This is a genomic window from Escherichia sp. MOD1-EC6162 (assembly GCF_002965125.1).
In the GTDB taxonomy this organism is placed as follows: domain Bacteria; phylum Pseudomonadota; class Gammaproteobacteria; order Enterobacterales; family Enterobacteriaceae; genus Escherichia; species Escherichia marmotae.
Map to the genome: position 1 here is coordinate 43,228 of NZ_PTSB01000024.1, position 23,834 is coordinate 67,061.

At 51.0% G+C, this 23,834-nt stretch carries 26 protein-coding genes and 1 pseudogene; 8 read left to right on the forward strand and 19 right to left on the reverse strand.

The features are described from left to right. Nucleotide 1: 1 nt before the first annotated feature. From nikE to A9587_RS18125, 7 genes are all read right to left on the reverse strand, one after another. A complete protein-coding gene (gene nikE / locus A9587_RS18095) occupies nucleotides 2–808 on the reverse strand; it encodes a nickel import ATP-binding protein NikE (protein ID WP_000173709.1) in 807 nt (268 codons plus the stop codon). Continuing rightward, nucleotides 805–1,569, reverse strand: coding sequence for a nickel import ATP-binding protein NikD (gene nikD / locus A9587_RS18100; RefSeq protein ID WP_105263313.1), 765 nt, complete (start codon nucleotides 1,567–1,569; stop codon nucleotides 805–807). Before nikD ends, nikE begins: the two co-directional genes overlap by 4 nt. Continuing rightward, nucleotides 1,569–2,402 carry a nickel ABC transporter permease subunit NikC gene (gene nikC, locus A9587_RS18105; RefSeq protein WP_001008957.1) on the reverse strand — a complete coding sequence of 278 codons (834 nt, stop codon included), beginning with the start codon at nucleotides 2,400–2,402 and terminating at the stop codon, nucleotides 1,569–1,571. Before nikC ends, nikD begins: the two co-directional genes overlap by 1 nt. Beyond that, entirely contained in the window at nucleotides 2,399–3,343 is a 945-nt protein-coding gene (gene nikB / locus A9587_RS18110; RefSeq protein WP_000947086.1) for a nickel ABC transporter permease subunit NikB, read from the reverse strand. The genes nikC and nikB overlap by 4 nt, the downstream gene beginning before the upstream one ends. Continuing rightward, the gene (nikA, locus tag A9587_RS18115; RefSeq protein ID WP_105263312.1) at nucleotides 3,343–4,917 is read right to left on the reverse strand and encodes a nickel ABC transporter substrate-binding protein; all 1,575 of its coding nucleotides are present in this window, start codon (nucleotides 4,915–4,917) and stop codon (nucleotides 3,343–3,345) included. The genes nikB and nikA overlap by 1 nt, the downstream gene beginning before the upstream one ends. Before the next feature lie 110 nt (nucleotides 4,918–5,027). Next, the gene (acpT, locus tag A9587_RS18120; protein WP_105263311.1) at nucleotides 5,028–5,615 is read right to left on the reverse strand and encodes a 4'-phosphopantetheinyl transferase AcpT; all 588 of its coding nucleotides are present in this window, start codon (nucleotides 5,613–5,615) and stop codon (nucleotides 5,028–5,030) included. A gap of 54 nt (nucleotides 5,616–5,669) precedes the next feature. Beyond that, nucleotides 5,670–6,719 (reverse strand): AI-2E family transporter, encoded by a 1,050-nt coding sequence (locus tag A9587_RS18125; protein WP_010381063.1) that lies wholly within the window; start codon nucleotides 6,717–6,719, stop codon nucleotides 5,670–5,672. Between the two features lie 98 nt (nucleotides 6,720–6,817). On the opposite strand from A9587_RS18125, the gene A9587_RS18130 reads away from it, so the two are divergent. After that, the gene (locus A9587_RS18130) at nucleotides 6,818–8,068 is read left to right on the forward strand and encodes an MFS transporter (protein WP_001517276.1); all 1,251 of its coding nucleotides are present in this window, start codon (nucleotides 6,818–6,820) and stop codon (nucleotides 8,066–8,068) included. A 2-nt stretch (nucleotides 8,069–8,070) separates the two neighbouring features. Here the strand turns inward: A9587_RS18130 and dcrB are convergent, their stop codons facing one another. Together dcrB and A9587_RS18140 are read right to left on the reverse strand one after the other, a co-directional pair. Continuing rightward, a complete protein-coding gene (gene dcrB, locus A9587_RS18135) occupies nucleotides 8,071–8,628 on the reverse strand; it encodes a phage sensitivity protein DcrB (protein ID WP_001245289.1) in 558 nt (185 codons plus the stop codon). A gap of 72 nt (nucleotides 8,629–8,700) precedes the next feature. Further along, nucleotides 8,701–9,366, reverse strand: coding sequence for a 7-cyano-7-deazaguanine/7-aminomethyl-7-deazaguanine transporter (locus tag A9587_RS18140; RefSeq protein WP_000991081.1), 666 nt, complete (start codon nucleotides 9,364–9,366; stop codon nucleotides 8,701–8,703). Between the two features lie 221 nt (nucleotides 9,367–9,587). Here A9587_RS18140 and tusA point away from each other — a divergent pair, with 221 nt between their 5' ends. Beyond that, nucleotides 9,588–9,833 (forward strand): sulfurtransferase TusA, encoded by a 246-nt coding sequence (tusA, locus tag A9587_RS18145; RefSeq protein ID WP_000130621.1) that lies wholly within the window; start codon nucleotides 9,588–9,590, stop codon nucleotides 9,831–9,833. A gap of 264 nt (nucleotides 9,834–10,097) precedes the next feature. Then, nucleotides 10,098–10,405, forward strand: a pseudogene (locus tag A9587_RS18150) (hypothetical protein). 32 nt (nucleotides 10,406–10,437) lie between these two features. Here the strand turns inward: A9587_RS18150 and zntA are convergent. Further along, a complete protein-coding gene (gene zntA / locus A9587_RS18155) occupies nucleotides 10,438–12,636 on the reverse strand; it encodes a Zn(II)/Cd(II)/Pb(II) translocating P-type ATPase ZntA (protein WP_000106513.1) in 2,199 nt (732 codons plus the stop codon). A gap of 73 nt (nucleotides 12,637–12,709) precedes the next feature. Next, nucleotides 12,710–13,336: a lysoplasmalogenase gene (locus tag A9587_RS18160; protein ID WP_000964706.1), complete on the reverse strand. Its 627-nt coding sequence runs from the start codon at nucleotides 13,334–13,336 to the stop codon at nucleotides 12,710–12,712. Nucleotides 13,337–13,476: 140 nt separating this feature from the next. Between A9587_RS18160 and A9587_RS18165 the strand changes: the two genes are divergently transcribed. After that, nucleotides 13,477–13,836, forward strand: coding sequence for a DUF2500 domain-containing protein (locus A9587_RS18165; RefSeq protein ID WP_000030471.1), 360 nt, complete (start codon nucleotides 13,477–13,479; stop codon nucleotides 13,834–13,836). 2 nt (nucleotides 13,837–13,838) lie between these two features. Here the strand turns inward: A9587_RS18165 and A9587_RS18170 are convergent, their stop codons facing one another. Together A9587_RS18170 and rsmD are read right to left on the reverse strand one after the other, a co-directional pair. Next, complete coding sequence (locus A9587_RS18170; protein WP_001517271.1) at nucleotides 13,839–14,108, reverse strand: DUF1145 family protein; 270 nt, start codon at nucleotides 14,106–14,108, stop codon at nucleotides 13,839–13,841. After that, entirely contained in the window at nucleotides 14,098–14,694 is a 597-nt protein-coding gene (gene rsmD / locus A9587_RS18175; protein WP_000743180.1) for a 16S rRNA (guanine(966)-N(2))-methyltransferase, read from the reverse strand. The genes A9587_RS18170 and rsmD overlap by 11 nt, the downstream gene beginning before the upstream one ends. 149 nt (nucleotides 14,695–14,843) lie before the next feature. Here rsmD and ftsY point away from each other — a divergent pair, with 149 nt between their 5' ends. The 4 genes from ftsY to rpoH all read left to right on the forward strand — a co-directional run bounded on the left by ftsY (nucleotide 14,844) and on the right by rpoH (nucleotide 19,203). Next, the gene (ftsY, locus tag A9587_RS18180) at nucleotides 14,844–16,382 is read left to right on the forward strand and encodes a signal recognition particle-docking protein FtsY (RefSeq protein ID WP_001040682.1); all 1,539 of its coding nucleotides are present in this window, start codon (nucleotides 14,844–14,846) and stop codon (nucleotides 16,380–16,382) included. Between the two features lie 2 nt (nucleotides 16,383–16,384). Next, complete coding sequence (ftsE, locus tag A9587_RS18185) at nucleotides 16,385–17,053, forward strand: cell division ATP-binding protein FtsE (RefSeq protein WP_000617724.1); 669 nt, start codon at nucleotides 16,385–16,387, stop codon at nucleotides 17,051–17,053. Then, complete coding sequence (gene ftsX, locus A9587_RS18190) at nucleotides 17,046–18,104, forward strand: permease-like cell division protein FtsX (protein WP_001042022.1); 1,059 nt, start codon at nucleotides 17,046–17,048, stop codon at nucleotides 18,102–18,104. Before ftsE ends, ftsX begins: the two co-directional genes overlap by 8 nt. A 244-nt stretch (nucleotides 18,105–18,348) precedes the next feature. After that, the gene (rpoH, locus tag A9587_RS18195; RefSeq protein ID WP_000130220.1) at nucleotides 18,349–19,203 is read left to right on the forward strand and encodes an RNA polymerase sigma factor RpoH; all 855 of its coding nucleotides are present in this window, start codon (nucleotides 18,349–18,351) and stop codon (nucleotides 19,201–19,203) included. 101 nt (nucleotides 19,204–19,304) lie between these two features. Here the strand turns inward: rpoH and dapA are convergent, their stop codons facing one another. Genes dapA through A9587_RS18225 form a run of 6 tightly spaced genes read right to left on the reverse strand, consistent with a single transcriptional unit; the run spans nucleotide 19,305 to nucleotide 23,614 of the window. Continuing rightward, nucleotides 19,305–20,189, reverse strand: coding sequence for a 4-hydroxy-tetrahydrodipicolinate synthase (dapA, locus tag A9587_RS18200; RefSeq protein WP_001517269.1), 885 nt, complete (start codon nucleotides 20,187–20,189; stop codon nucleotides 19,305–19,307). Next, the gene (locus A9587_RS18205) at nucleotides 20,189–21,109 is read right to left on the reverse strand and encodes a phosphoglycerate dehydrogenase (protein ID WP_105263310.1); all 921 of its coding nucleotides are present in this window, start codon (nucleotides 21,107–21,109) and stop codon (nucleotides 20,189–20,191) included. Before A9587_RS18205 ends, dapA begins: the two co-directional genes overlap by 1 nt. Before the next feature lies 1 nt (nucleotide 21,110). Further along, the gene (locus A9587_RS18210; protein ID WP_000370586.1) at nucleotides 21,111–21,965 is read right to left on the reverse strand and encodes a PTS system mannose/fructose/sorbose family transporter subunit IID; all 855 of its coding nucleotides are present in this window, start codon (nucleotides 21,963–21,965) and stop codon (nucleotides 21,111–21,113) included. Continuing rightward, nucleotides 21,958–22,704, reverse strand: coding sequence for a PTS mannose/fructose/sorbose/N-acetylgalactosamine transporter subunit IIC (locus tag A9587_RS18215; protein WP_000021881.1), 747 nt, complete (start codon nucleotides 22,702–22,704; stop codon nucleotides 21,958–21,960). Before A9587_RS18215 ends, A9587_RS18210 begins: the two co-directional genes overlap by 8 nt. 16 nt (nucleotides 22,705–22,720) lie before the next feature. Next, nucleotides 22,721–23,206 (reverse strand): PTS system mannose/fructose/N-acetylgalactosamine-transporter subunit IIB, encoded by a 486-nt coding sequence (locus A9587_RS18220; RefSeq protein ID WP_000029258.1) that lies wholly within the window; start codon nucleotides 23,204–23,206, stop codon nucleotides 22,721–22,723. Nucleotides 23,207–23,212: 6 nt separating this feature from the next. Next, nucleotides 23,213–23,614 (reverse strand): PTS sugar transporter subunit IIA, encoded by a 402-nt coding sequence (locus A9587_RS18225; protein ID WP_038354349.1) that lies wholly within the window; start codon nucleotides 23,612–23,614, stop codon nucleotides 23,213–23,215. Nucleotides 23,615–23,834 lie beyond the last annotated feature (220 nt).

The following is a 23,834-nucleotide window of genomic DNA, read 5'->3' on the forward strand; positions in this document are numbered from 1 at the left end:
GTTAAACCTTTTCTGTGGCGCGACGGCGCACGGGGAATGCGGGTAATACCGCGTTTTGTAGCACACGTCCGGCGTCAGAGGAAAAGGTTAATTTCTCTCCCACCACCTGGGTTTCGACGATTTGCCCGTTGTCCATCACCATTACCCGCTGGCAAAAACGTTCTACCAGGCGTAAGTCGTGGGTGATGAACAGGCAGGCGGTGCCAAATTGTTGTTGCAGCTTTTTCAGTAGACGAATGACGCCCGCCTGTAACACGAGATCAAGGTTAGAAACGGCTTCATCCAGAATCAGCAGTTTCGGTTCGACCGCCAGCGCGCGCGCCAGGCAGACGCGCTGGAGTTGACCGCCGCTTAACTGCGGTGGGCGCTTGTCGAGCACGCTGTCGTCGAGATCTACCGCATTCAGCATTTCGCTGGCGCGCGCCAGTTGCTCCGATTTTTTCAGCGATAACAGGTGACGCATCGGCTCACGCAGGATCTCGCGCACGGTTTTGCGTGGGTTAACGGCGCTGATGGAGTCCTGAAACACCATCTGAATATCACGGCGGAACGCTTTACGCTGGGCGCGATTGAGCTTCGCCAGCGGTTCACCGCGCCAGCTAATCGTGCCCTGCGACGGCGACTCTAAACCCACCAGCAGCCGTGCGAGAGTACTTTTCCCACAGCCGCTGCGCCCCAGCAAGGCGACAGTTTCACCGCTTTTCAGGGTCAGAGAAACGTTATTCAGTACCGCCTGATGCTGGTGCTTACCGCTAAATCCACCGTGCGCATAGTGATGTGAAAGGCCGGAAACGTTAAGTAAAGTCATGATGCCAGCTCCATACCGTAAAGCGCGAGATGAGCGGAAACCAGGCTGCGCGTCACCGGATGTTGCGGCGCGTTAAACAGCGTTTCGACATCGCCCTGTTCGACAATCTTACCGTGTGACATCACTGCTACATCGTCCGCCAGACGCGCCACTACGCCCATATCATGAGTGACCAGCAACATTCCCGGAGCCTGCTTTTGCATAATGCTTTCCAGCAGCTCAAGGATGCGCGCCTGCGCCACCACATCAAGGTCGGTAGTCGGTTCATCAGCGATGATAAACGGTGATTCACACAGCACTGCCATCGCAATCATCATGCGCTGCAACATGCCGCCGCTCATCTCGAACGGGTACAGCTTCAGCACGCGCGCAGCGTTTTCCAGCCCCACTGCTTCTATGGCTGCGATAAGCGTGGCGTCATCGGCGGGTTTCCCTAACGCCTGGCAGGTTTCCCGCGCGTGGGTGTGCATGGTGTGCAGCGGATTAAAGGCGCTGCGTGGGTTTTGCATGATGGTAGCAATTTTGACACCGCGCAGGGTGCAGGGAGAAACCGGTTTGCCATCGGCTAAAATTTCCCCAGCCGTCTGGCGAACGCCTGCGGGTAGAATGCCCAGCGTCGCGGCGCAGGTTAATGATTTCCCGCAGCCGCTACCGCCAACTAACGCCAGCACGCGCCCGCGTTGCAGGGTTAACGATACACCGTGCACCAGCGGCTTTGCGGCCTGTAGCGCGATATCGCGCAGTTCAATCTGTTGCGGCATTAGTGTGCGTGCTCCGTCACCAGATGAGGATCCAGATGATCGCGCAGTGCGTCACCCACCAGGTTAAAGGCCATCACGCTGATAAACAGCGCCAGCCCCGGCCAGAACATTTGCAGCGGCTGAGTCCAGATATACTGGCGCGCGTCGTTAATCATCACGCCCCATTCGGCGGTCGGCGCGGTCACGCCGAGGCCGAGGAAGGACATTCCCGCCACGTGCAGCATCATATGGCCGATATCCAGCGTTGCCAGTACCAGCAGCGAAGGGATCACCGCGCCTGCCAGATGGTCGACAAACACCCGCACATGGCCCGCGCCAGAAAGCCGTGACGCCAGCACAAACTCGCGTTGGCGCAGTGAAATCACCAGGCTGCGCACCATACGTGCGTACCACGCCCAGTGCGACAGGGCGATGGCGATAATCACGTTGGTTAGCCCGGTGCCGAGTACGCCGACCATAAAGAACGACAGAATCGAGGTCGGGAAGGTCATAAACATATCCGCAACGCGCATGGTGGCCTGATCGACGCGCCCGCCAATCAGCCCGGCACTACCGCCAATAATCAACCCTAACGTCAGTACCAGCAGCAGGCAGGCCATTACTGAGCCGAGCGACACGCGAGTCGCCGCCATCAGCCGCGAGAAAATATCGCGGCCTAAATGATCAGTGCCCAACCAGTGCTGCGCATCTGGCGAAAGCAGGCGAGAAGGCAGATCAATCGCCTGTGGATCATACGGTAGCCACCACTGGCTGGTGAGCGCAATCAGCGCCAGCAGGGCGATAATGATCAGCGCCAGACGTACCGACCAGCGGGAAGAGAGGAAAAAGTTCACGCGTGCGCTCCTTCATGACGACGAATACGCGGGTCCAGCGCAGCATTGATCAAATCAACAATCAAATTACAGACCACAAAAACCACCACCATCATCAGCGTAAAACACTGAATGACCGGATAGTCACGGTTAAAAATTGCCGACACGGCGTAACGGCCGACGCCCGGCCAGGCAAAGATATTTTCGATAATCATTGTCCCGCCGATCAGTTCGCCAATGTGCATCCCCACGGCGGTGATCATCGGCAGCGAGGCATTGCGCAGGATGTGACGGCGTTCGGTCTGTTTGTCGTTCAGACCGCGTAGCCGCGCCCAGGTCACGTGACGCTGACCGGCGACGTCGAGCATACTGGCGCGCAGCAGACGTGCGTTTATCGCCAGCGACATAAAGGCGATGGATACCGCAGGTAAAATGAGGTGCTGCCAGCCGCCGTAGCCCATCGCGGGCAGCCATTGCAGATACACCGAAAACCCCATCACCAGCAAAAATGCCAGCCAGAAGTTAGGCATCGACACGCCGAGAAACGCGATAAAACGCACGGCGAAATCGGGCAGGCGATCGCGATGGCGCGCCGCCCAGATACCGAGTGGCACGGAAGTGAGCAGAATTAACACCAGCGCCGCGCCTGCCAGTTCCAGCGTGGCGGGCAGGAAATTCAGCATATCGTCCAGCACCGGGCGTTGGCTGGCGAATGAGACACCAAAATCAAGATGTAGCGCCTTCCACAGCCAGGTGCCGTATTGCACGTACAGCGGCTGATCCAGACCGAGCATTGTGCGGGTAGAAGCCAGCATTTCCGGCGTCGGCGGCAGGTTGGACAGACGCAGATAATCGAGCGCTGGATCGCCGGTGCCGAGGCGTAGCATCAGAAAAATGATCACCGAGGCGGCAAGCACCATCGGGATCAGCAGCAGAAAGCGGCGCAATACATAACGCAACATTAAGGTTTCACCGGTTTAATCTGTTCGAACGGAATTTCAGTGGCAATCGGCGCGTAGGGGATGTTGCCCAGTTCCGGTTTTGCCACCACCATCATCGAGATATAGCTGATTGGCAGATAAACCGCCTCGTCGTGCAGACGGGTCAGAATGTCGCGATATAGTGCCTGACGTTGTGTTTCGTCATGGGTCGCCAGCACTTCGCCAATCTCTTTATCAATCAGCGGCTTGTCGGCTAATCCTTGCTGTGCCTGGAAGTCAGCGTGCGACGGTACGCGCATCGAACTCAGGAAAGCGTGTGGATCGTATGGCGCGCCCCAGGTGCGGTGGAAAATCATGCCAAATCGACCGTCACGCTGGCGGGCGTAGATACTGCTCTCTTCTTCTCCAATTAATGTGATATCAGCGCCAATCTGGTGCATATCGGCCTGAATGATTTCTGCCATTGATTTGCTTAACGCATCGGTGCCGATGAACGACAGTTCAATGCGCAGCGGCTGACCGTTTTTCTCGCGGATATCTTTGCCCGCAGGCAGCGTCCAGCCTGCTTTTTCCAGCAAATCTTTCGCTTTCTGTGGATCGTACTGGCGCGGCTTCAGGCCGAGATTAGCGTAAGGCACAGAAGGGGCAAACAGAGTGTCGGCAACCTGCTGGGTGCCATACAATGCGTTATCAATCAGCGATTTTTTGTTTACGGCGTAATTGAGCGCTTCCCGCACTGCCAGCTCGTTGGTAGGGGCTTTGGCGGTATTAAGCGCCAGCATCACAGTTTCGATCGGTTGTGACAGTTGAGTGTGGTAAGCCGGGGTCTGGCTAAAGCGGGCGAAGGTATCGAGTGGCAGCAGCCCTTCATTACCGTACAGCAGGTCGATATCACCGGTTTCGAAAGCTACCGCGCGAGTAGTCGGGTCGGGGATCACGTTGAAGGTGATCTTTTTAATTGCCGGTTTTTCACCCCAGTAGTTTTCGTTACGGACGAAGATATCGTATTGATTCAGTTTCGATTCCTGCAAAACCCACGGCCCGGTGCCAATCGGGGCTTTAATCCCGTTCATGGTTTCGTGGTTTTTAAATTGTGACGGAGCGATAAAGCGGAAAGGGCGCGGCAGAGCCAGTTCTTGCAGGAAAGGATAGTAGGCGCTTTTCAGGGTGATTTGTAGCTCGGTTTTGCTGAGTGCTTTGACACCAACAATCTGATTTGCCAGCTCCAGCCAGGCGTGACGTTGACGGTTATCGAGCACTGCGCGGAAGTTTTCTGCTGCGGCCTCTGCATCGAACGGTTCACCATTAGAGAATTTCACGTCATCACGCAGGGTGAAGGTCCAGGTTTTGCCATCTTCCGAATGGGTCCAGCTTTTTGCCAGCCACGGGGTCACCGAACCGTCTGCCTGATATTTCACCAATGGTTCATAAACCATGCTCTGGGCGAACATCTGGTTAGGCGTGTAAAGGTGCGGGTTTAGTGGCCCGACGTTCACCGGCCAGGCGGTGGTGATTTCATCTGGCGCGGCGGCATGGACGATAAAAGACGCACAAGCCAGCAGCGCAAACAGAGTGCGGCGGAGTGTGGAGAACATGGTAACCCCAATGGATTAAAATAGATGGCGGAAATAAGTATGACGATTTTAAGTATTCGTCATACTGATAACCTGTTCTGGATCAAGATATAGGCAGTCGGACGGGCGGATCAGTTAAGTGAATCGATCCATTGCACACTGTCGGCGGCGAGCGTAAAGGGAGTAGGGGTGCAGATTGCCAGGCTTAAATTGTCGAGCTGGCAATGGCTGACTGACAGCGATGACTGGTAGGTGCTGTCTACGCTGACGATTTGCCAGGCGCTGCCGCCACGCTGTTTAACGATGGCTTCTTTGCGTGTCCAGATACGCCAGAACACTTCCAGTTGTTGGTCAGGATGCACAGCGTCCATTTCGGCATGTTCTCCGAGGCTGAACACCGCGTTCGCCAGCCAACGCCAGTTGGCGCGCGGGCGAATCACTTCGATATCACAGCCGACTTCACCTTCATCGCTCAACAGCAGGGCGATATCGTCACCGCTATGACTTAAGTTGAACCAGAGCGGCGTTTCCGGGGGGAAGGCGGGTTTCCCTTGTTCACCGTAGATGATGTCCGGTAGTGGAGAAAGCGTGTGCGAAAGCAATGCACGCCCCGCCAGCCAGCGTTCTCGCCGTGGGCCTTGCGGTGCTTGATCGCGCAAAGCCGGTGGCAGTGGAGCTGCGCTTAAGGTCGAAACTTTCCCCAGAACTATCCGATACATATCAGGGCCAACGTTTAATTATGATGGAAAGTGCGTATCGTATCACTTGTCGCCTCATCCCGGTAACCGACTTTTCGGTCTGCCTGGTCCCAGTAAAATCGCCAGTTTGCTGCCGCCTTCCGTGGTTTCCATCCAGATTTTACACACGCTGGTTAGTGGTACTGAAAGTAGCATGCCAATCGGGCCGAGCAGCCATCCCCAGACTAACAATGAAAGAAACACCACCATGGTGGACATTCCAAGGCGATGGCCCATCATCCGTGGTTCTAAAATATTGCCGATGATCATATGGACGATTAAAAACAGTGCGCCGACCAGGATGCATTCGTAAACGCCATTAAACAGCAGCACTTGAATCATCGGCGGCACGGCGGAGATCACCGCGCCGATATTGGGCACGTAGTTGAGCAAAAACGCCAGAACTGCCCACATCAGTGCAAACTGTACGTCCAGCAGCGCCAGCCCTAACCAGACGATCACGCCCGTCCATAAACTTAACAGCGTCTTCAAGGCCAGATAATGCGAAACGCCTTTAAGTGCGCGGTGTAATCCCGCGATGTGAATCTGTGGGTTATTCAGCGCAAAGCGCATTTTGTAAGGCACGTGGCGCACTTCAAACAGCATGAAAACCACGGTCATCACCAGCAAAAGCACGCTCGCCATTGCCCCGGAAAGTCCGGTCATTAGCGCAGTGGTGAATGTTACGAGTTTTTCTGAGTCCATCCGCTGAAGCATCCGTTCCGGCGACATATGCAGATTAAGAAATGGCAACATTTCTTGTAATTTAAAGAGTTTACGCGTCAGTTCCTTGTTAAATTTCGGCAACATGGAGATAAATTCGTTAAACGATGCCGCCAGCACGCCGACCAGCGCGGTAAGTGCGATCAGCATTACTACCACCACAATCGTAATGGCAACGGGACGCTGGACTCCGCGACGAATAAACCAGGTGACCAGCGGGTTGAGGACAATGGCGAAAAACAGCGCCAGCAACAGTTGCACTATGATATCTGCTGCTGCGTGAATACCCGCGAGGATCACCACCAGTGAGGCCAGCTTCAGCAGGATGTGCATACCCGTTTTATCGGGTTGAGGGGTTTCCATTGGGGCTTCCTTGTGACTTTTTGTATTAAGTGTAGCGGGAGTCACGCCAGCAATATTCTGATTCTTACTGCTGATTTCCACGTCAGCACGTGGTAAAAATGAAACACTGTTGTAAAAACGTGGTGATCCTCATGCCCGAACCCGTTGCCGAACCGGCATTTAACGGATTGCGCCTGAATTTGCGCATTGTCTCCATTGTCATGTTTAACTTCGCCAGCTACCTTACCATCGGGTTGCCGCTCGCTGTATTGCCGGGCTATGTCCATGATGTGATGGGTTTTAGCGCCTTCTGGGCGGGGCTGGTTATCAGCCTGCAATATTTCGCCACCTTGCTGAGTCGTCCTCATGCCGGCCGTTACGCCGATTTGCTGGGGCCAAAAAAGATAGTCATCTTTGGTCTGTGCGGCTGCTTTTTGAGTGGTCTGGGGTATCTGACGGCAGGATTAACCGCCAGTCTGCCCGTCATCAGCCTGTTATTACTGTGTCTGGGGCGTGTAATTCTCGGCATTGGACAAAGTTTTGCCGGAACCGGCTCGACACTGTGGGGCGTTGGCGTGGTTGGTTCGCTGCATATCGGGCGAGTCATTTCCTGGAACGGCATTGTCACTTACGGGGCGATGGCTATGGGCGCGCCGTTGGGCGTGCTGTTTTATCACTGGGGCGGTTTGCAGGCGCTGGCGTTAATCATTATGGGCGTGGCACTGGTGGCAATTCTGTTGGCGATCCCGCGTCCTTCAGTGAAAGCCAACAAAGGCAAGCCGCTGCCGTTTCGCGCGGTGCTTGGGCGCGTCTGGCTATACGGCATGGCACTGGCGTTAGCTTCCGCCGGATTTGGTGTCATCGCCACTTTTATCACACTGTTTTATGACGCTAAAGGTTGGGACGGCGCAGCTTTCGCGCTGACGCTGTTTAGCTGTGCATTTGTCGGTACGCGGCTGTTATTCCCTAACGGTATTAATCGTATTGGCGGCTTAAACGTGGCGATGATCTGCTTTAGCGTTGAGATTATCGGCCTGCTATTGGTTGGCGTGGCGACCATGCCGTGGATGGCGAAAATCGGCGTCCTACTGGCGGGGGCGGGATTTTCGCTGGTGTTCCCGGCGTTGGGCGTGGTGGCGGTAAAAGCGGTGCCTCAGCAGAATCAGGGGGCGGCGCTGGCAACCTATACTGTGTTTATGGATTTATCGCTGGGCGTGACCGGGCCGCTGGCTGGGCTGGTGATGAGTTGGGCAGGTGTGCCAGTGATTTATCTGGCGGCGGCGGGATTGGTAGCAATCGCGTTATTGCTGACGTGGCGATTAAAAAAACGGCCTCCGGAGCAAGTACCGGAGGCCGTTTCATCATCTTAAAATTACTGAATCACCAGTGTATTAATGATGTTTTCTGCGGTGGTCTGCGCTTTTTGCTGATCGTCAGCAGGCAGCGTGATTTGCATCGTCAGCATTTGATTTCCCACGTTACCCAGAATGACGGAAGAGTACGCCGTCTGGCCTTTAGCGGAGATGATGCTGTCTAACTGCTGCATTTTGTGACCTTTCAGCTCAATGGCTTTGTTAGTCACCACTTGCAGTTGTGGATCGCGGCTACGTTGCTGATCTTCCAGACGCTTCGCCAGCACAGCCAGGTCTTCTTTCGGATCATCGCCCATAATAATAATCACTGCTTTCTGCCCAGTGGCGTCGGACCAGACGTGCATGTTATTGGCCTGTGTTCCCAGCTTACCGCTCTGGTCGGTCATATCTGCTGGCAGCGAGAAGCTTAACTTGCCATCAAGCAGGTTGACGGTATTCGCGGTAGCGTTACTTTCCGCGACTGTGCTTTCCGCTGTAGCGTTAGTGTCTTTATCATCACAGGCCGCAAGCCCCATAACCAGCAGGCCAATTCCGACATATTTAACCAGATTGCGCATTGACATCTTCCTTTTGATAAACGGCCATAACGGCTCATTCATCCATCTTATCACAAGTCTGATAACGAACCTTTAACTGGCCTGCAAAGCGTTGATTTCGGATTTATCTGCCAGTCTTTTCAATAGCATATTGAGTAATACGCCATACATTGGCAGGAAGAAAACGATGCTAATTAACACTTTGAAACAGTAATCAACCAGCGCGATTTCCATCCAGTGTTCGGCCATAAAGGCATCCGGACTGCGCCAGAAAGCAATAAAGAAGAAGGCCAATGTGTCGCTGACGTTACCGAAAAGTGTGGAAGCCGTCGGTGCCAGCCACCAACGACGACTCTGACGCAGACGGTTAAAGACGTGTACGTCGAGGATCTGTCCCAGCGCGTAGGCCATAAAGCTGGCGGTAGCGATACGGGCGACAAACAGGTTGAAGTGGGCGAGAGCGCCGAATCCCTGCCATGAACCCATATAAAACAGCGACGAGATGACGTAGGAGATCAGCAACGCGGGGATCATCACCGCAAAGATGATACGACGAGCCAGCGGCGCGCCAAAAATACGCACGGTCAGGTCGGTAGCAAGAAAAATAAACGGAAAGCTAAACGCGCCCCAGGTGGTATGAAAACCGAAAATAGAGACCGGAAGCTGTACCAGATAGTTACTGGAGGTGATCACCAGTAGATGAAATAACGATAACCAGAACAACGCCTTATAGCGTTGAGTTTGCGAGAAAGCGTTCATATTGTACCTTTTTGATTAACCATTGGGGTGAGGGAACCCAATACGTACGGCACGTTATTTTATAGTGAGATAATAACGTGCTTACCCTTTTTTCGAGCCGCCGCATGATACTGCTTTGTGTTAACAATGCAATGGTTAATTTTCACGCAATCGTTAACCTGGTTTGCTTACGGACTCGCAGGGCGTAAACTAGCGCCGTTTTTTTATGTGACGAGAAGAAAATGACCGATCTCTTTTCCAGCCCTGACCACACACTTGACGCACTAGGCCTGCGCTGCCCGGAACCGGTGATGATGGTGCGTAAAACCGTGCGTAATATGCAGCCTGGCGAAACGTTGCTGATTATTGCCGATGATCCGGCCACGACCCGCGATATTCCTGGGTTTTGTACCTTTATGGAACACGAACTGGTGGCCAAAGAGACGGACGGACTGCCTTATCGTTATTTGATTCGCAAAGGTGGCTGATGGGGGCAGATTGGCTTCGATGCCGCCTTTTCCTCTCACCTTAACCCTCACCCCAGAGGGGCGAGGGGGTCGATCGCGCTCAATTTTGCGGCTTGCAACCGGTTTGTATAACGAATAAAGCGTTTAAGCTGCATCTGGCGATATGGTGCACAATGCCTGATGCGACGCTGTCGCGTCTTATCATGCCTACGAGTTCGATGCTCTGTGTAGGCCGGATAAGGCGTTTACGCCGCATCCGGCAAGCAAGTGTAATGGAATGCACAAATGGATTATTTAATTCCAGTTTGTCTGGGATTGCTGGGATTGCTCGCGATATTCGCCCCCAATTGGCAGCTCCCTGTTTTTATCGTCGTGGGGGATGGCTGGGGGTACTTGCATGGGGTTGGCTCTGGCTAATGATATTTTTACCTTTACTCAACGGCGTCGGGCTTGCTTATGCCCTGTGGTTGATGTTCAAAAGGCCATCATTAGCATCTCGCCTGGTTGCTGCATTCAGTGTTATCTCCGTCATTCTGATGTTAGCGCTATATTACGCTTTCCTGACTATGCCGCCGTTCCCGCCCCAGCGTTAAGCCTGATAGCCAGAGGCTATCAGGCAACACCTTTACTTCCTGCGTAACAACCGCAACGCATTCGCCGTTACCAGCACCGTCGCCCCCGTGTCTGCCAGCACCGCAAGCCACAGGCCGGTCATACCCAAGAGTGTAGTGACGAGGAAGATCCCTTTCAGCCCTAGCGCAATAGTGATGTTCTGGCGGATATTGGCGTGAGTTGCGCGTGCCAGTTCAATCATCTGCACCAGACCACGCAGGTGGTTATGCGTTAACGCTGCATCGGCGGTTTCCAGCGCCACGTCTGTGCCGCTACCCATTGCAATCCCAATGGCTGCGGCTTTCATGGCTGGTGCGTCGTTAATACCGTCGCCCACCATCGCCAGTGGCGCATGTTGATTCAACTCGGTCACGGCTTTGACTTTATCTTCCGGCAGTAATCCAGCTTTAAACTCCAGCCCCAGTTCACCGGCAATGGCTGCCGCTGCACGCGGATTATCGCCGGTGAGGATCACCCCTTTAACGCCCAGCGCGTTTAGTTCACTGATGGCAGTTGCGGCGTCGGCGCGTAGCGTATCCTGCAACGCAATCACACCAAGCACGTCATCGTTACGCACCACCAGCACTACCGTTTGTCCGGCGCTTTCCAGTTCGTTAATCAAACCGGCGAATGCTTCGGCAGGATGTTTCCCTGCGGCGCATATCAGCACCCGATCGCCGTTGACCAGCGCTTCAATGCCAGAGCCGACCAGCGCTCGCTGTGACTCTGCGCCAGGAATGCTGAGTGCGGCAACTTGCGCTTCACGAACTATGGCCTGCGCCAGTGGATGTGTTGCCCCTTGCTCCACCGCTGCCGCCAGCGCCAGGAGTTCAGATTCGCTAACACCGGTTGCCGGATGCATCGCGGTAACGCGCGGTTTACCGACGGTTAGCGTACCGGTTTTATCAAACGCCACCTGGGTAACACGACCTAACTGCTCCAGCGCCGCGCCGCCTTTAATTAACGCCCCACGACGCGCCGCTGCTGCCAGCCCGGAGGTAATCGCCGCAGGCGTGGAGATAACTAACGCACACGGGCAGCCAATCAGTAACAACGTCAGCCCTTTATAAATCCACTCCTGCCAGCTTGCAGCAAACAGCAGCGGTGGCACCAGCGTCACCAGCAGGGCGACGGCCATAATCGCAGGCGTGTAAATACGGCTGAAACGGTCGATAAATCGCTCAATCGGTGCGCGGCGCTCTTCGGCCTCTTCGATCAGTTTCAGAATGCGGTCAATGGCGCTGGCACCCGGTTCTGATAGCACTTCCAGTGTAACCAGTCGGTCGACGCTGGTGGCACCTGCAGGGACTTTATCGCCTGTTGTGCGTTCCACAGGGATGGATTCGCCGGTAAGGGCGCTTTCATCAAAACTGGCAAATGGTGAGAGTAGTTTACCGTCGGCAGGTAAACGCCCGCCCGCAGCAACTTCAATCACGTCGCCAGGGCGCAGGCTGTTAATCGCCACTTCTTCACGTTCGCCGTTACGCAGGCGCGTGGCGGTTTCTGGTTTCAACGCCATTAATGCGCTGACGCCTTGACGTGCGCGGCTGGCGGCCCAACCTTCCAGCCGTTCACCAATCAAAAACAGCAGCAATACCATCGCGGCTTCTGCCGTTGCGCCAATAAACAGCGCGCCGATGGCGGCTACGCTCATTAACGTTTCAATAGCAAAATAGCTGCCGGATTTAATTAAGCGCAACGCCTGGCGAGCAATCGGGTACAGCCCAACCAACGTGGTGGCGATAAACGCCAGTTGACCGAACGGATGATTAAATTGCTCCAGTCCCCAACTGATCGCCATCATCACAATGAGCGTAATCAGCGGTAGATTCTCTTTCAGGCGTGATTCTTTTGGCTCTTCGGCGGCCTGTTCATCGCGCAGGGAATAGCCCGCTTTTTGCACCGCCGATTCAACTTGCGCACGGATGTCATTGTCGGCATCAACCACCAGTTTTTCGGTAGCGAATAACACCTGTACCTGATTCACGCCAGAAAGCTGGCGCACGGCATTTTCTACTTTGCGCGCACAGGCGGCACAGTCCATGCCGCTGACTTTCCAGCTATAGCGAGTGCCGGAGACTTTTTCAGAGAGTGTTGGCGTGCTGGAACATGCACCGTCGCAGCAACAGTCGTTGGCGTTCTGTGCCGTGGTTAGCGGTTTGAACGCGGCAAATTGAGGGGCTTTTTTGCCGTGATTGTCAGGAGTCGACATGGCATCCTCCGGTTAAGTTTTTTCTCATTAACCGAAGGATACACTCTGGAGTCGACTCCAGAGTCAAGTTTTATCAGAGATACAGTGAGCGGACGATGAGGAAGTGACCGGCAAAATAGCAAGCCGCTGCAATGGCGTTATCCGCACGGAAGCGGCGGCGATAGTGACTACCCAGCCAGACAAAGTTACTGATGAACAGCAGTGCAGCGCCCATAAAAGCAGAGAGTGCGGGAGCGGTCGGGCGGAAGAACCACAGCTCACCTGCCAGCCACACCATTACCAGCGTCATACCGACAAAAGTACAGACAGGCCAACGGAACTCTTCCAGACGCGTCCAGATAATGGCCAGTAATAGCGCGCCCAGCACCAGCAGTACCAGCGGCAACGGCCAGAAGAAGGAGAGCGTCATCTGGCTGGCGAAATAGATGGTGTACAGCAGGTGTGAGAGGAAAAACGCGCCGATGGCGTACATCAGACGCTGGCGTGGTAACAGGGTTAACGCATCACCCAGCAGTGACGCACACAGCCCCGCCAGCACCAGATAACTAATCGCGTCGAACATTGGTGCCTGCCAGGCCAGCAATAGCAGGAGAAGAAGGGTTAACGGTTTAAATAGCCAGCGTTGCCAGGTTGGCCCACGGTACGATGCATCCACAGATAGCCATGCGGAAAGACAGACAGCGATAAACGACCAAAGCATCTTAGTTCCTTGAATTCGTTATTTTTTCGTAAGCGGAATGCCTACAGTCTTGCTTCCAGTTTAGTGGCGAGGGTGGACGGATGACAACACCATAACTGGCAGGGTATGCTTATTTCCGCATTTTCCGATGAGGGATAAAGATGAGCAAGGCACCTCTTTTCTTTATTGTTATCATTGGCTTAATCATTGTCGCCGCATCGTTTCGCTTTATGCAGCAGCGACGGGAAAAAGCTGATAATGATATGGCACCGCTCCAGCAACAACTGGTGGTGGTGAGCAATAAGCGAGAAACACCGATTAACGATCGTCGTTCGCGTCAGCAGGAAGTGATACCGGCTGGCACCAGTCTGCGTTATGAGGCGAGTTTCAAACCGCAAAGCGGCGGACTGGAGCAGACGTTCCGTCTTGACGCTCAACAGTACCATGCCCTGACGGTGGGTGATAAAGGTACGTTGAGCTTTAAAGGAACGCGTTTTGTCAGCTTTGTTGGCGAGCAATAAGGTTATTTTTTAACTTTAAATTTCTTCTGCCAGACCAGCAGTTCAAACACGCCGAAAAGGAAAATACGCACCTTTTCGGCAGTGGTCATCTGTGGGCCATCTTTCGGTAAGGTCGATTTCAACAGCGCCAGTTGCATACCATGCATCAGAACCGTAAAAATCAGCGCGACATTAACGAAAATATTCAGCGGGCGTGGGAATGGTTGAAAAAGATTGAGGATTAAAAATCCCCAAACGCAGAGCATTAACAAACGTCCAATATTAATCAGCATCACTTTCTCCTTGTGTTTCACGCTGATACAACCGATAAGCGACCTGACCCGCCACTTTTTCGCGATACAACGACCAGTTTGCCGGAACGGTGGGCAGGCCATTTTCTACTTCACTTTCAACATAAACCCAGGCTTCATCAGCCAGCCAGCCGTTGTTTTCCAGTAAATTAATGGTTTCTTCCAACAAGCCACGGCGGAACGGTGGGTCAACAAACACAATATTATGCGGCGTTCCTTTTTGCATCAGAAAAGACATCGCATTGGTGTTCACGACTCGCGCATTGCCTGCTTTCAGCGTCGCCAGATTCTTGATTAACTGCTGAGATACTGCACGATCCATCTCAACCAGCGTAGCTCCCGCAGCGTAGCGTGACAAGGCTTCCAGCCCCAGAGCCCCGCTACCTGCGAAGCAATCCAGACATTGCGCATCAACAATTATCGGCGCTAGCCAGTTAAACAAGGTTTCACGTACGCGATCAGTAGTGGGGCGTAGACCTGGGCTATCAGGAACCGGGAGTTTACGGCCTCGCCACTGCCCGCCAATAATGCGGATTTGACCGCTGCCGGAATGATTCGGTTTTTTCATGATAAAGTGCTCAATCCGCCAGATAACACATAATTGCAGGCGGTGATGTGGAATAAGTTAAGTGATAGACTATTTCATCATTTTTTTAGCTGCTATGTACATAGCGTGAACGCTGTGCCATGAAGCAACAGCGAGGAGTATAGTCGCAGATGGCGAAAGAAAAAAAACGTGGCTTTTTTTCCTGGCTGGGCTTTGGTCAAAAAGAGCAGACCCCGGAAAAAGAGACAGAAGTCCAAAATGAACAACAGGTTGTAGAAGAAATCGTTCAGGCAGAAGAGCCTGCGAAAGTAGCTGAACAAGCTGTTGAAGAGCAGCCGCAGGTTCATACTGAAGCCGGGGCGGAAACTTTTGCTGCCGAAGTGGTGGAAGTAAGCGAACAGGTTGTCGAAAGTGAGAAAGTGCAGCCTGAAGCTGTTAGCGAACCGGAAGTTATTGCAGAGCCGGAATCTATAGTTGAAGAAGCGCCAGCGCCGGTAGTTGAACCTGAAGTCACGCCGGAACCGGTGGCTATTGAGCGTGAAGAACTGCCGCTGCCGGAAGAAGTCAAAGCCCAGGAAGTTTCGCCAGAAGAATGGCAGGCAGAAGCGGAAACCGTGGAGATTGTCGACGCGGCGGAAGAACAAGCGGCGCAAGAAGAAATCACTGACGAAGAGCTGGAAGCGCAGGCACTGGCCGCCGAAGCGGTAGAAGAGGCGGTGATGGTGGTTACTCCGGCAGAAGAAGATCAGCCGGTTAAAGAAATCGCTCAGGAACAGGAAAAACCAACCAAAGAAGGTTTCTTCGCGCGCCTGAAGCGCAGCCTGTTAAAAACGAAAGAAAACCTCGGTTCCGGATTTATCAGCCTGTTCCGTGGGAAAAAAATCGACGATGATCTGTTTGAAGAGCTGGAAGAACAGCTTTTGATTGCCGATGTGGGCGTGGAAACCACACGCAAAATCATCACCAATCTGACAGAAGGCGCATCACGCAAGCAGCTTCGCGATGCTGAGGCGCTCTACGGCCTGCTGAAAGAAGAGATGGGTGAGATTCTGGCGAAGGTTGATGAGCCTCTGAATGTCGAAGGCAAAACACCATTCGTGATCCTGATGGTGGGCGTCAACGGTGTGGGTAAAACCACGACCATCGGCAAGCTGGCGCGTCAGTTTGAGCAGCAGGGCAAGTCGGTAATGCTGGCGGCAGGCGATACTTTCCGTGCGGCAGCGGTTGAGCAGCTTCAGGTCTGGGGACAGCGCAATAATATTCCGGTGATTGCCCAGCATACCGGTGCGGACTCCGCCTCTGTTATCTTCGATGCCATTCAGGCCGCTAAGGCGCGTAATGTTGATGTCCTGATTGCCGATACCGCCGGACGTTTGCAGAACAAATCGCACCTGATGGAAGAGCTGAAGAAAATCGTTCGCGTGATGAAGAAACTCGACGTTGAAGCTCCGCATGAAGTTATGCTGACTATCGACGCCAGCACCGGGCAGAATGCGGTAAGCCAGGCCAAACTGTTCCACGAAGCGGTTGGCTTAACCGGTATCACGCTGACGAAACTGGACGGCACGGCGAAAGGCGGGGTAATTTTCTCGGTGGCTGACCAGTTTGGTATTCCTATCCGCTATATTGGTGTAGGCGAACGTATTGAGGATTTGCGTCCGTTTAAAGCGGACGACTTTATTGAGGCACTTTTTGCCCGAGAGGACTAAAAATGATTCGCTTTGAACATGTCAGCAAGGCTTATCTCGGTGGGAGGCAGGCGCTGCAGGGCGTGACGTTCCATATGCAGCCGGGTGAGATGGCGTTTCTGACCGGTCATTCCGGCGCAGGGAAAAGTACCCTCCTGAAGCTGATCTGTGGGATTGAGCGGCCCAGCGCCGGGAAAATCTGGTTTAGCGGCCATGACATCACGCGTCTGAAAAACCGTGAAGTTCCGTTTCTGCGCCGCCAGATCGGTATGATTTTCCAGGATCACCATCTGCTGATGGATCGTACTGTCTACGATAACGTGGCGATCCCGCTGATTATCGCCGGTGCCAGTGGTGACGATATCCGTCGCCGTGTATCGGCGGCGCTGGATAAAGTCGGGCTACTGGACAAAGCGAAGAACTTTCCTATTCAGCTTTCTGGCGGTGAACAACAACGCGTTGGCATTGCCCGTGCGGTGGTTAACAAACCTGCGGTACTGCTGGCGGATGAACCGACCGGTAACCTGGACGACGCGCTGTCAGAAGGGATTTTACGTTTGTTTGAAGAGTTTAACCGCGTTGGAGTAACAGTATTAATGGCAACGCACGATATTAACCTGATTTCGCGGCGTTCCTATCGCATGCTCACTCTGAGCGATGGTCACTTGCATGGAGGCGTGACCCATGAATAAGCGCGATGCAATTAATAATATTCGCCAGTTCGGTGGACGTCTGGATCGCTTCCGTAAATCGGTCGGCGGCTCTGGCGACGGTGGTCGTAACGCGCCGAAACGAGCGAAGTCATCACCGAAACCGGCGAATCGCAAAACCAATGTTTTCAACGAACAGGTGCGCTATGCGTTCCACGGTGCTTTGCAGGATCTAAAAAGCAAACCGTTCGCCACGTTTTTAACGGTGATGGTGATCGCCATCTCCCTGACGCTGCCCAGCGTTTGTTATATGGTGTACAAAAACGTCAACCATGCGGCGACGCAATATTATCCGTCACCGCAAATCACCGTTTATCTGCAAAAAACGCTGGACGATGATGCCGCAGCGGGGGTGGTTGCGCAGCTACAGGCCGAGCAGGGCGTGGAGAAAGTGAATTATCTTTCTCGTGAAGACGCGCTGGGCGAGTTCCGTAATTGGTCTGGTTTTGGCGGTGCGCTGGATATGCTGGAGGAAAACCCGCTTCCGGCAGTAGCGGTGGTGATCCCGAAACTCGATTTTCAGGGTACGGAGTCACTGAATACGCTACGTGACCGTATTACCCAGATTAACGGCATTGATGAAGTGCGAATGGACGATAGCTGGTTTGCCCGTCTGACCGCGCTGACTGGGCTGGTTGGGCGTGTTTCGGCAATGATCGGCGTGCTGATGGTGGCGGCAGTGTTCCTTGTTATCGGCAACAGTGTGCGTCTGAGCATTTTTGCCCGTCGTGATTCTATAAACGTGCAGAAACTGATTGGCGCGACGGATGGTTTCATCCTTCGCCCGTTCCTGTACGGTGGTGCGCTGCTGGGATTTTCTGGCGCATTGCTGTCATTAATTTTGTCAGAAATCCTGGTGCTACGTTTGTCATCGGCGGTTGCAGAAGTGGCACAGGTATTCGGAACGAAGTTTGATATCAATGGGTTATCTTTCGATGAATGCCTGTTGTTGTTGCTGGTGTGTTCGATGATTGGCTGGGTGGCAGCGTGGCTTGCCACGGTGCAGCATTTACGCCACTTTACGCCGGAATAATAAAAGCGTGCTATACTCTTTCCCTGCAATGGGTTCCGTAGCAGGGAAAGAGACCCCGTTGTCTCTTCCCGGTATTTCATCTCTATGTCACATTTTGTGCGTAATTTATTCACAAGCCAGCATTGAACTTGTGGATAAAATCACGGTCTGATAAAACTGTGAATGATAATCTCGTTGCTCTTAAGCTCTGGCACAGTTGTTGCTACCACTGAGGCGCCAGAAGATATCGATTGAGAGGATTTGAATGACTGACAAAATGCAAAGTTTAGCTTTAGCCCCTGTTGGCAACCTGGATTCCTACATCCGGGCAGCTAACGCGTGGCCGATGTTGTCGGCTGACGAGGAGCGGGCGCTGGCTGAAAAGCTGCATTACCATGGCGATCTGGAAGCAGCTAAAACGCTGATCCTGTCTCACCTGCGGTTTGTTGTTCATATTGCTCGTAATTATGCGGGCTATGGCCTGCCACAGGCGGATTTGATTCAGGAAGGTAACATCGGCCTGATGAAAGCAGTGCGCCGTTTCAACCCGGAAGTGGGTGTGCGCCTGGTCTCCTTCGCCGTCCACTGGATCAAAGCAGAGATCCACGAATACGTTCTGCGTAACTGGCGTATCGTTAAAGTTGCGACGACCAAAGCACAGCGCAAACTGTTCTTTAACCTGCGTAAAACCAAGCAGCGTCTGGGCTGGTTTAATCAGGATGAAGTCGAAATGGTGGCTCGCGAACTGGGCGTTACCAGCAAAGACGTGCGTGAGATGGAATCGCGTATGGCGGCACAAGACATGACATTCGATATGTCTTCCGACGACGATTCCGATAGCCAACCGATGGCTCCGGTGCTCTATCTGCAGGATAAATCATCTAACTTTGCCGACGGCATTGAAGATGATAACTGGGAAGAGCAGGCGGCAAACCGTCTGACCGACGCGATGCAAGGTCTGGACGAACGTAGCCAGGACATCATCCGCGCGCGCTGGCTTGACGAAGACAACAAATCTACGTTGCAGGAACTGGCTGACCGTTACGGCGTTTCCGCCGAGCGTGTGCGTCAGCTTGAAAAGAACGCGATGAAAAAACTTCGCGCTGCTATTGAAGCGTAACTGCACAACGCGTTGAGCTGTACCTGATAACCCCTGGAAGCGAGTCCGGGGGTTTTTGTTTCTGCTGTCTTGCCGGATAAGGTGCATCCGGCATTTATCATTTACAGGAATTTATAGCCTTTTAGCATTTCCTTGATGTCTTCGACGATCGCGTCGTTTGGCATATGAATTGGTCTACGGGTAATACCGGCTTTCACGCCCATCAGGTTTAGTGCTTCCTTCATTACCGCAGGCGCAGTCATTTTTTTAATGGTCATGCGTAGCGAATCCATCTTGTTGCGCTCTTCCTGTGCTTTATCCAGTTCACCGGCCATGAAGTAGTTATATAAATCGACTTCAATAGTAGGCAGAACATTCGACGTTGCAGCAACAGCAGCCACAGAACCTTCTTTAAATGCATCCAGCATTAAGGAGTCTGAGCCATTTAACACCTTAAAGTTTTTATGTTTAGATATTTCCAGATATTGTTTCTGAACTTCAAATTTACCACTGCTATCTTTTATCGCTACGATATTTTCAATATCGGCTAAACGGTTTGCCGTTTCATATTCAATACTCAACCCTGTCTGACCCGGCAAGTTATAAAGAATAATGGGGGCTGTTGTGCTTAAGGCAATATCATAATAGTGGCGGTATAAATCTTCCTGGTTAGGCACCAGGTAGTATGGTGTCACAACGGAAATGTAATCGGCACCTGCATCTACTAAGCGTCTTGTTAATTCAATAGTTTGTTTTGTGCTACAGCAACCCGCGCCTGCACAAATAGTCACTTCATTGCCAACTTCTTCAACTACGGCTTTTGTTAGTTCAACTTTTTCGTCATCGGAGAGCAAATGAAACTCACCGTTCGTTCCGCAAATAAACAAGCCGTGTACGCCTTTATCGACTAACCAACGTGCCATTTTTTTTGCTGCTGAAATGTCCATTTTTTCCATTTCATCGAAAGGCGTTACCATTGCGGTAATAATCCCTTTAAGCTCTTTCATTATTCTTTCTCCAGTTCCTGTAGGACATTTTTAATAGAAATTTGCATGGTGTTATGCTCGGCCTCATTGGTGAATGAAGCAGCATGAGGTGTAATAGAATAATTTTTTAGTTCTTTAATTTTTGCTGAACATTCCTTCAACTCAATATCTTCGCTGGCAAAGGCTATTTTCTGATTAATAAGTGCGCTATATAAAGATTCTTCATCAACCAATCCCCCCCTTGCTGTGTTAATTAAAATGGCCGAGGGTTTTATTTTATCGAATACCGTCTCGTTGATCAGATTACGAGTATTATCCAGTAACGGCAAATGTAGAGAAAGGATGTCGCTATGATGATAAATATCATCCAGTGATTTAAGCTCTATATAAGATGGAACTTTATTTTTATCGAGATAGGGATCATAGGCGGTGATAATCATTCCAAGAGAATGAGCAATATGGGCAACATGCTGACCAATTGCACCAAGCCCAATTAATCCCAGCGTTTTTTGATATAGCTCATGACCGACAAGCCTGACATCCTGACCATTTCTGGCTTGATTCTCGGTTTCGACATATTTTCGGCAACTGGAGAGCATCATCAGGATGGCCATCTCTGCAACGGAAATAGAATTGGCATTGAGAGCTTTGTGCACTACGATGCCTTTTCTATTCGCGTAATCGACATCTATATTGTCTAACCCTACACCATATTTCGATATAACCTTCAAGTTTTTGGCCTGATCAATCACTTCTCTGTCTAAAGGATCGTTGCCGGTAATAATGGCATCTGCATATTTAATTTTCTCGATGAGTTCTTCCTTGCTATATCGACCTCCACTGGTATTACATTCAACGTCATAACCTGCAGATTGTAGTTTTTCAATATAGACTTTGCCTTTATCAATAAAAGGTCTTGGCGTGATAGTTATCTTTTTCATTTTATAAAACTCCAAAGAAAGAAAACGCCAGGCTTAAAAACAGAATAGTTACCAGAATGCGTAAGAAATGTGGGCCACACTTTTGTATGTAAAAATAAATACCCAACACGGCAATAAGCGGCAACATGTTAGGTACAATTTTATCCAGCATATCCTGCAAGACGATGGTATTACCGCCACCGGTTGTAATGTGCAATGGCGTCTTAATTTTTACATATGTTGCTGAAAGCGCCCCCATCATCAACAACCCGAACATTCCTGCGCCTTCAATGATTCGATGAATGCTACCAGAATGCAGGATTTCCAGGATTGATTCTTTCCCTTTTTTATAGCCGATATTGAGTGCAAATCGACTGGCGAAAAACATGTAAACAACCTGGTAAATCAGGGGGAGAAGTGCGGCAATAACGTATCCCTGAATAACAAACGGGATACAGACACCAATAACAATGGGGCGCAATGTACCAAAGTCTAACGTGTCACCAATACCTGATACAGGCCCCATAAGACCCGTTTTTAAACCCGTAACGAGCTGCGTTGTTGCTTCACGTTGTTCTTCTGGTTCCTGAGCTGCTTTTTCCTCCAGCGCAATACTAATACCAGCGATAACCGATCCCCAGTTCGCCTGAGTGTTGAACATGGTTAAATGGCGTTGTAGGGCTTTAGCGAGATCTTTTTCATCGGGATATAATTTCGCTAATACCCCTGTCATTGCGTTACAAAATGCCAGCGCTTGCAAGCGTTCGAAATTCAAAGATGTTTCAGAGAACGCGTGCCATTTTAGCCAAACAATCTGAACATCTCTTTGCGTAATTGGTGAGGATGCTGAGTATCCTGACTCAATTGTATTATCCATTTTGCGTTCCTTTTGCATTTTGTGACTGCATATATAAGAGGACGGCACAGAGTCCAAAAATAGAGATGCCAATAGTATTCAAACCTGAATAGGTCACGAGGAAAAAGCCGATAATGAACAGAGGGATATATTGTTTTTTACCGATGACAATGATGGTTATTGCGAAACCGAGTGCAGGCAGAATATTACCGGCAATCGCCAGTCCATTCGTCGACCAGGCGGGAAGCAGGTTTACAAAAGAGGCAATGGCATCCGGGCCGTACAAACAGGCGATGAATACCGGTACAAAACGCATCGGAAAGGCTAACAGGAGAGGATATATTGTGGCTGCGCGTTGTATGCCTTTGATATCCCCTTTTTCTGCATAGCGGTCAGCCATGTGGACAAACGTAGTGTTCAGTGTTTTGCGCACGTTTTCCAGAACCACGCCCAGCAATCCCAGAGGAATAGCTAAAGAGATAGCAATTTCTGGTTTAATACCTGCGGTAAGTGCAATTGGGATTGCGATACACGAGGCTAAACCTTCATCGGCAGGAGGGTTTCCTCCCGGGGCAATACTCCCGATATAGATCATCTGTAAGGTGGCCCCAACAGATAAAGCGGTTGGCATATCATTAAAGATTAGTCCCATAATAGGTGCTATCGATAATGGCATACGCATAATAGAAAAACCGTACCATACTTTTGCCTGGGATATCCAATATACCAAGGCAATAATTGCTGCGGTAAAAATAGACATAAGTTCCTCTCCTTAATTAAGGTAACTTATTTTTGATTTTTTGTAGGCTGGCAGGATCTTCTTCAGGAATAGTTTGGAAATAAACTTTTATATTCTTATCTTCGATGATTTGAAGTTTGTCGGCATCTTCATGATTGAGTGATATTTGATTGAAAACTATTTTCCTTCCTGGAGTGTTTTCAACGCCGCCGACCTGTAATTCCTCTAGTATTAAACCACCTTGTATGGTTTGTAATGCAGAATCGATCGATTTGAAAAGTATTAATAGCTTTCCTTCATAGAAGTTATTGCTATTCCAGCGCTGTAATACATCTTCAATAGATGTCATTATTACTTCGACGCCACTTGGCGCTGCCATCTTATAGACTTCGGCAAGAAAAGGATCGCGTGATAAAGGGTCATCAATGACAATTATTTTATTAGCATCACTTCTTTTTAACCATTTTGTTATAACTTGTCCATGAATTAAACGGTAATCAATACGGGCATGTACTATACTCATAGTTTATCATCCTTTATTAAAGTAATAAGTTTGAACCATTTCTTTACCCGCATCATGTACATGTTGAACATATTCTTCAAAGGTAAGTATTTCGTCAGAATCCTGTAACATGTTGGCTTCGATTAACATAGCCAAATTGACACCGCTGATACAGCGAATGGGAAAATCTTTAGAAAGAAGGAGGGCAATATTTGATGGCGTTCCGCCATAGATATCTGTGAATATGATCGTATCAATACCAGGCCTGAGTACCGCTTTTACTTGTAGCATAAGTGTTTCAGGTGACATTCCAGGCTGCAGAGAAAGCGACGTGGAATTTTTTGTTTTACCTACAATCATTTCGCTGCTGGATAATAAATAATTCCCAGCTTCACCGTGTGTCAGAATTATAATATCGAACTGATTCAAATGATAAGTTCCTTTTATAGTTATGGCGCGGCTGATAAGAAATAAATATTCATAATTCGAATGCTATGTTTCTTATCATATTAAGGATGAATCCTTGGTCTAAGATTTTATATTAATTCTAATAAATTAAAATGTTAACAGGATCACAGATGGTAGCGTTGGCTAAAATTGCTAATAAACTTTTTGTAATAAATAAGAGGAAGGGTGGGTTATATTTTAT

What these genes read in the sequence shown, in the direction of transcription:
- nikE (WP_000173709.1), bottom strand. Translation starts at nt 808, where the DNA reads ATGACTTTACTTAACGTTTCCGGCCTTTCACATCACTATGCGCACGGT.
- nikD (WP_105263313.1), bottom strand. Translation starts at nt 1,569, where the DNA reads ATGCCGCAACAGATTGAACTGCGCGATATCGCGCTACAGGCCGCAAAG.
- nikB (WP_000947086.1), bottom strand. Translation starts at nt 3,343, where the DNA reads ATGTTGCGTTATGTATTGCGCCGCTTTCTGCTGCTGATCCCGATGGTG.
- nikA (WP_105263312.1), bottom strand. Translation starts at nt 4,917, where the DNA reads ATGTTCTCCACACTCCGCCGCACTCTGTTTGCGCTGCTGGCTTGTGCG.
- acpT (WP_105263311.1), bottom strand. Translation starts at nt 5,615, where the DNA reads ATGTATCGGATAGTTCTGGGGAAAGTTTCGACCTTAAGCGCAGCTCCA.
- A9587_RS18125 (WP_010381063.1), bottom strand. Translation starts at nt 6,719, where the DNA reads ATGGAAACCCCTCAACCCGATAAAACGGGTATGCACATCCTGCTGAAG.
- A9587_RS18130 (WP_001517276.1), top strand. Translation starts at nt 6,818, where the DNA reads ATGAAACACTGTTGTAAAAACGTGGTGATCCTCATGCCCGAACCCGTT.
- dcrB (WP_001245289.1), bottom strand. Translation starts at nt 8,628, where the DNA reads ATGCGCAATCTGGTTAAATATGTCGGAATTGGCCTGCTGGTTATGGGG.
- A9587_RS18140 (WP_000991081.1), bottom strand. Translation starts at nt 9,366, where the DNA reads ATGAACGCTTTCTCGCAAACTCAACGCTATAAGGCGTTGTTCTGGTTA.
- tusA (WP_000130621.1), top strand. Translation starts at nt 9,588, where the DNA reads ATGACCGATCTCTTTTCCAGCCCTGACCACACACTTGACGCACTAGGC.
- zntA (WP_000106513.1), bottom strand. Translation starts at nt 12,636, where the DNA reads ATGTCGACTCCTGACAATCACGGCAAAAAAGCCCCTCAATTTGCCGCG.
- A9587_RS18160 (WP_000964706.1), bottom strand. Translation starts at nt 13,336, where the DNA reads ATGCTTTGGTCGTTTATCGCTGTCTGTCTTTCCGCATGGCTATCTGTG.
- A9587_RS18165 (WP_000030471.1), top strand. Translation starts at nt 13,477, where the DNA reads ATGAGCAAGGCACCTCTTTTCTTTATTGTTATCATTGGCTTAATCATT.
- A9587_RS18170 (WP_001517271.1), bottom strand. Translation starts at nt 14,108, where the DNA reads ATGCTGATTAATATTGGACGTTTGTTAATGCTCTGCGTTTGGGGATTT.
- rsmD (WP_000743180.1), bottom strand. Translation starts at nt 14,694, where the DNA reads ATGAAAAAACCGAATCATTCCGGCAGCGGTCAAATCCGCATTATTGGC.
- ftsY (WP_001040682.1), top strand. Translation starts at nt 14,844, where the DNA reads ATGGCGAAAGAAAAAAAACGTGGCTTTTTTTCCTGGCTGGGCTTTGGT.
- ftsE (WP_000617724.1), top strand. Translation starts at nt 16,385, where the DNA reads ATGATTCGCTTTGAACATGTCAGCAAGGCTTATCTCGGTGGGAGGCAG.
- ftsX (WP_001042022.1), top strand. Translation starts at nt 17,046, where the DNA reads ATGAATAAGCGCGATGCAATTAATAATATTCGCCAGTTCGGTGGACGT.
- rpoH (WP_000130220.1), top strand. Translation starts at nt 18,349, where the DNA reads ATGACTGACAAAATGCAAAGTTTAGCTTTAGCCCCTGTTGGCAACCTG.
- dapA (WP_001517269.1), bottom strand. Translation starts at nt 20,189, where the DNA reads ATGAAAGAGCTTAAAGGGATTATTACCGCAATGGTAACGCCTTTCGAT.
- A9587_RS18205 (WP_105263310.1), bottom strand. Translation starts at nt 21,109, where the DNA reads ATGAAAAAGATAACTATCACGCCAAGACCTTTTATTGATAAAGGCAAA.
- A9587_RS18210 (WP_000370586.1), bottom strand. Translation starts at nt 21,965, where the DNA reads ATGGATAATACAATTGAGTCAGGATACTCAGCATCCTCACCAATTACG.
- A9587_RS18215 (WP_000021881.1), bottom strand. Translation starts at nt 22,704, where the DNA reads ATGTCTATTTTTACCGCAGCAATTATTGCCTTGGTATATTGGATATCC.
- A9587_RS18220 (WP_000029258.1), bottom strand. Translation starts at nt 23,206, where the DNA reads ATGAGTATAGTACATGCCCGTATTGATTACCGTTTAATTCATGGACAA.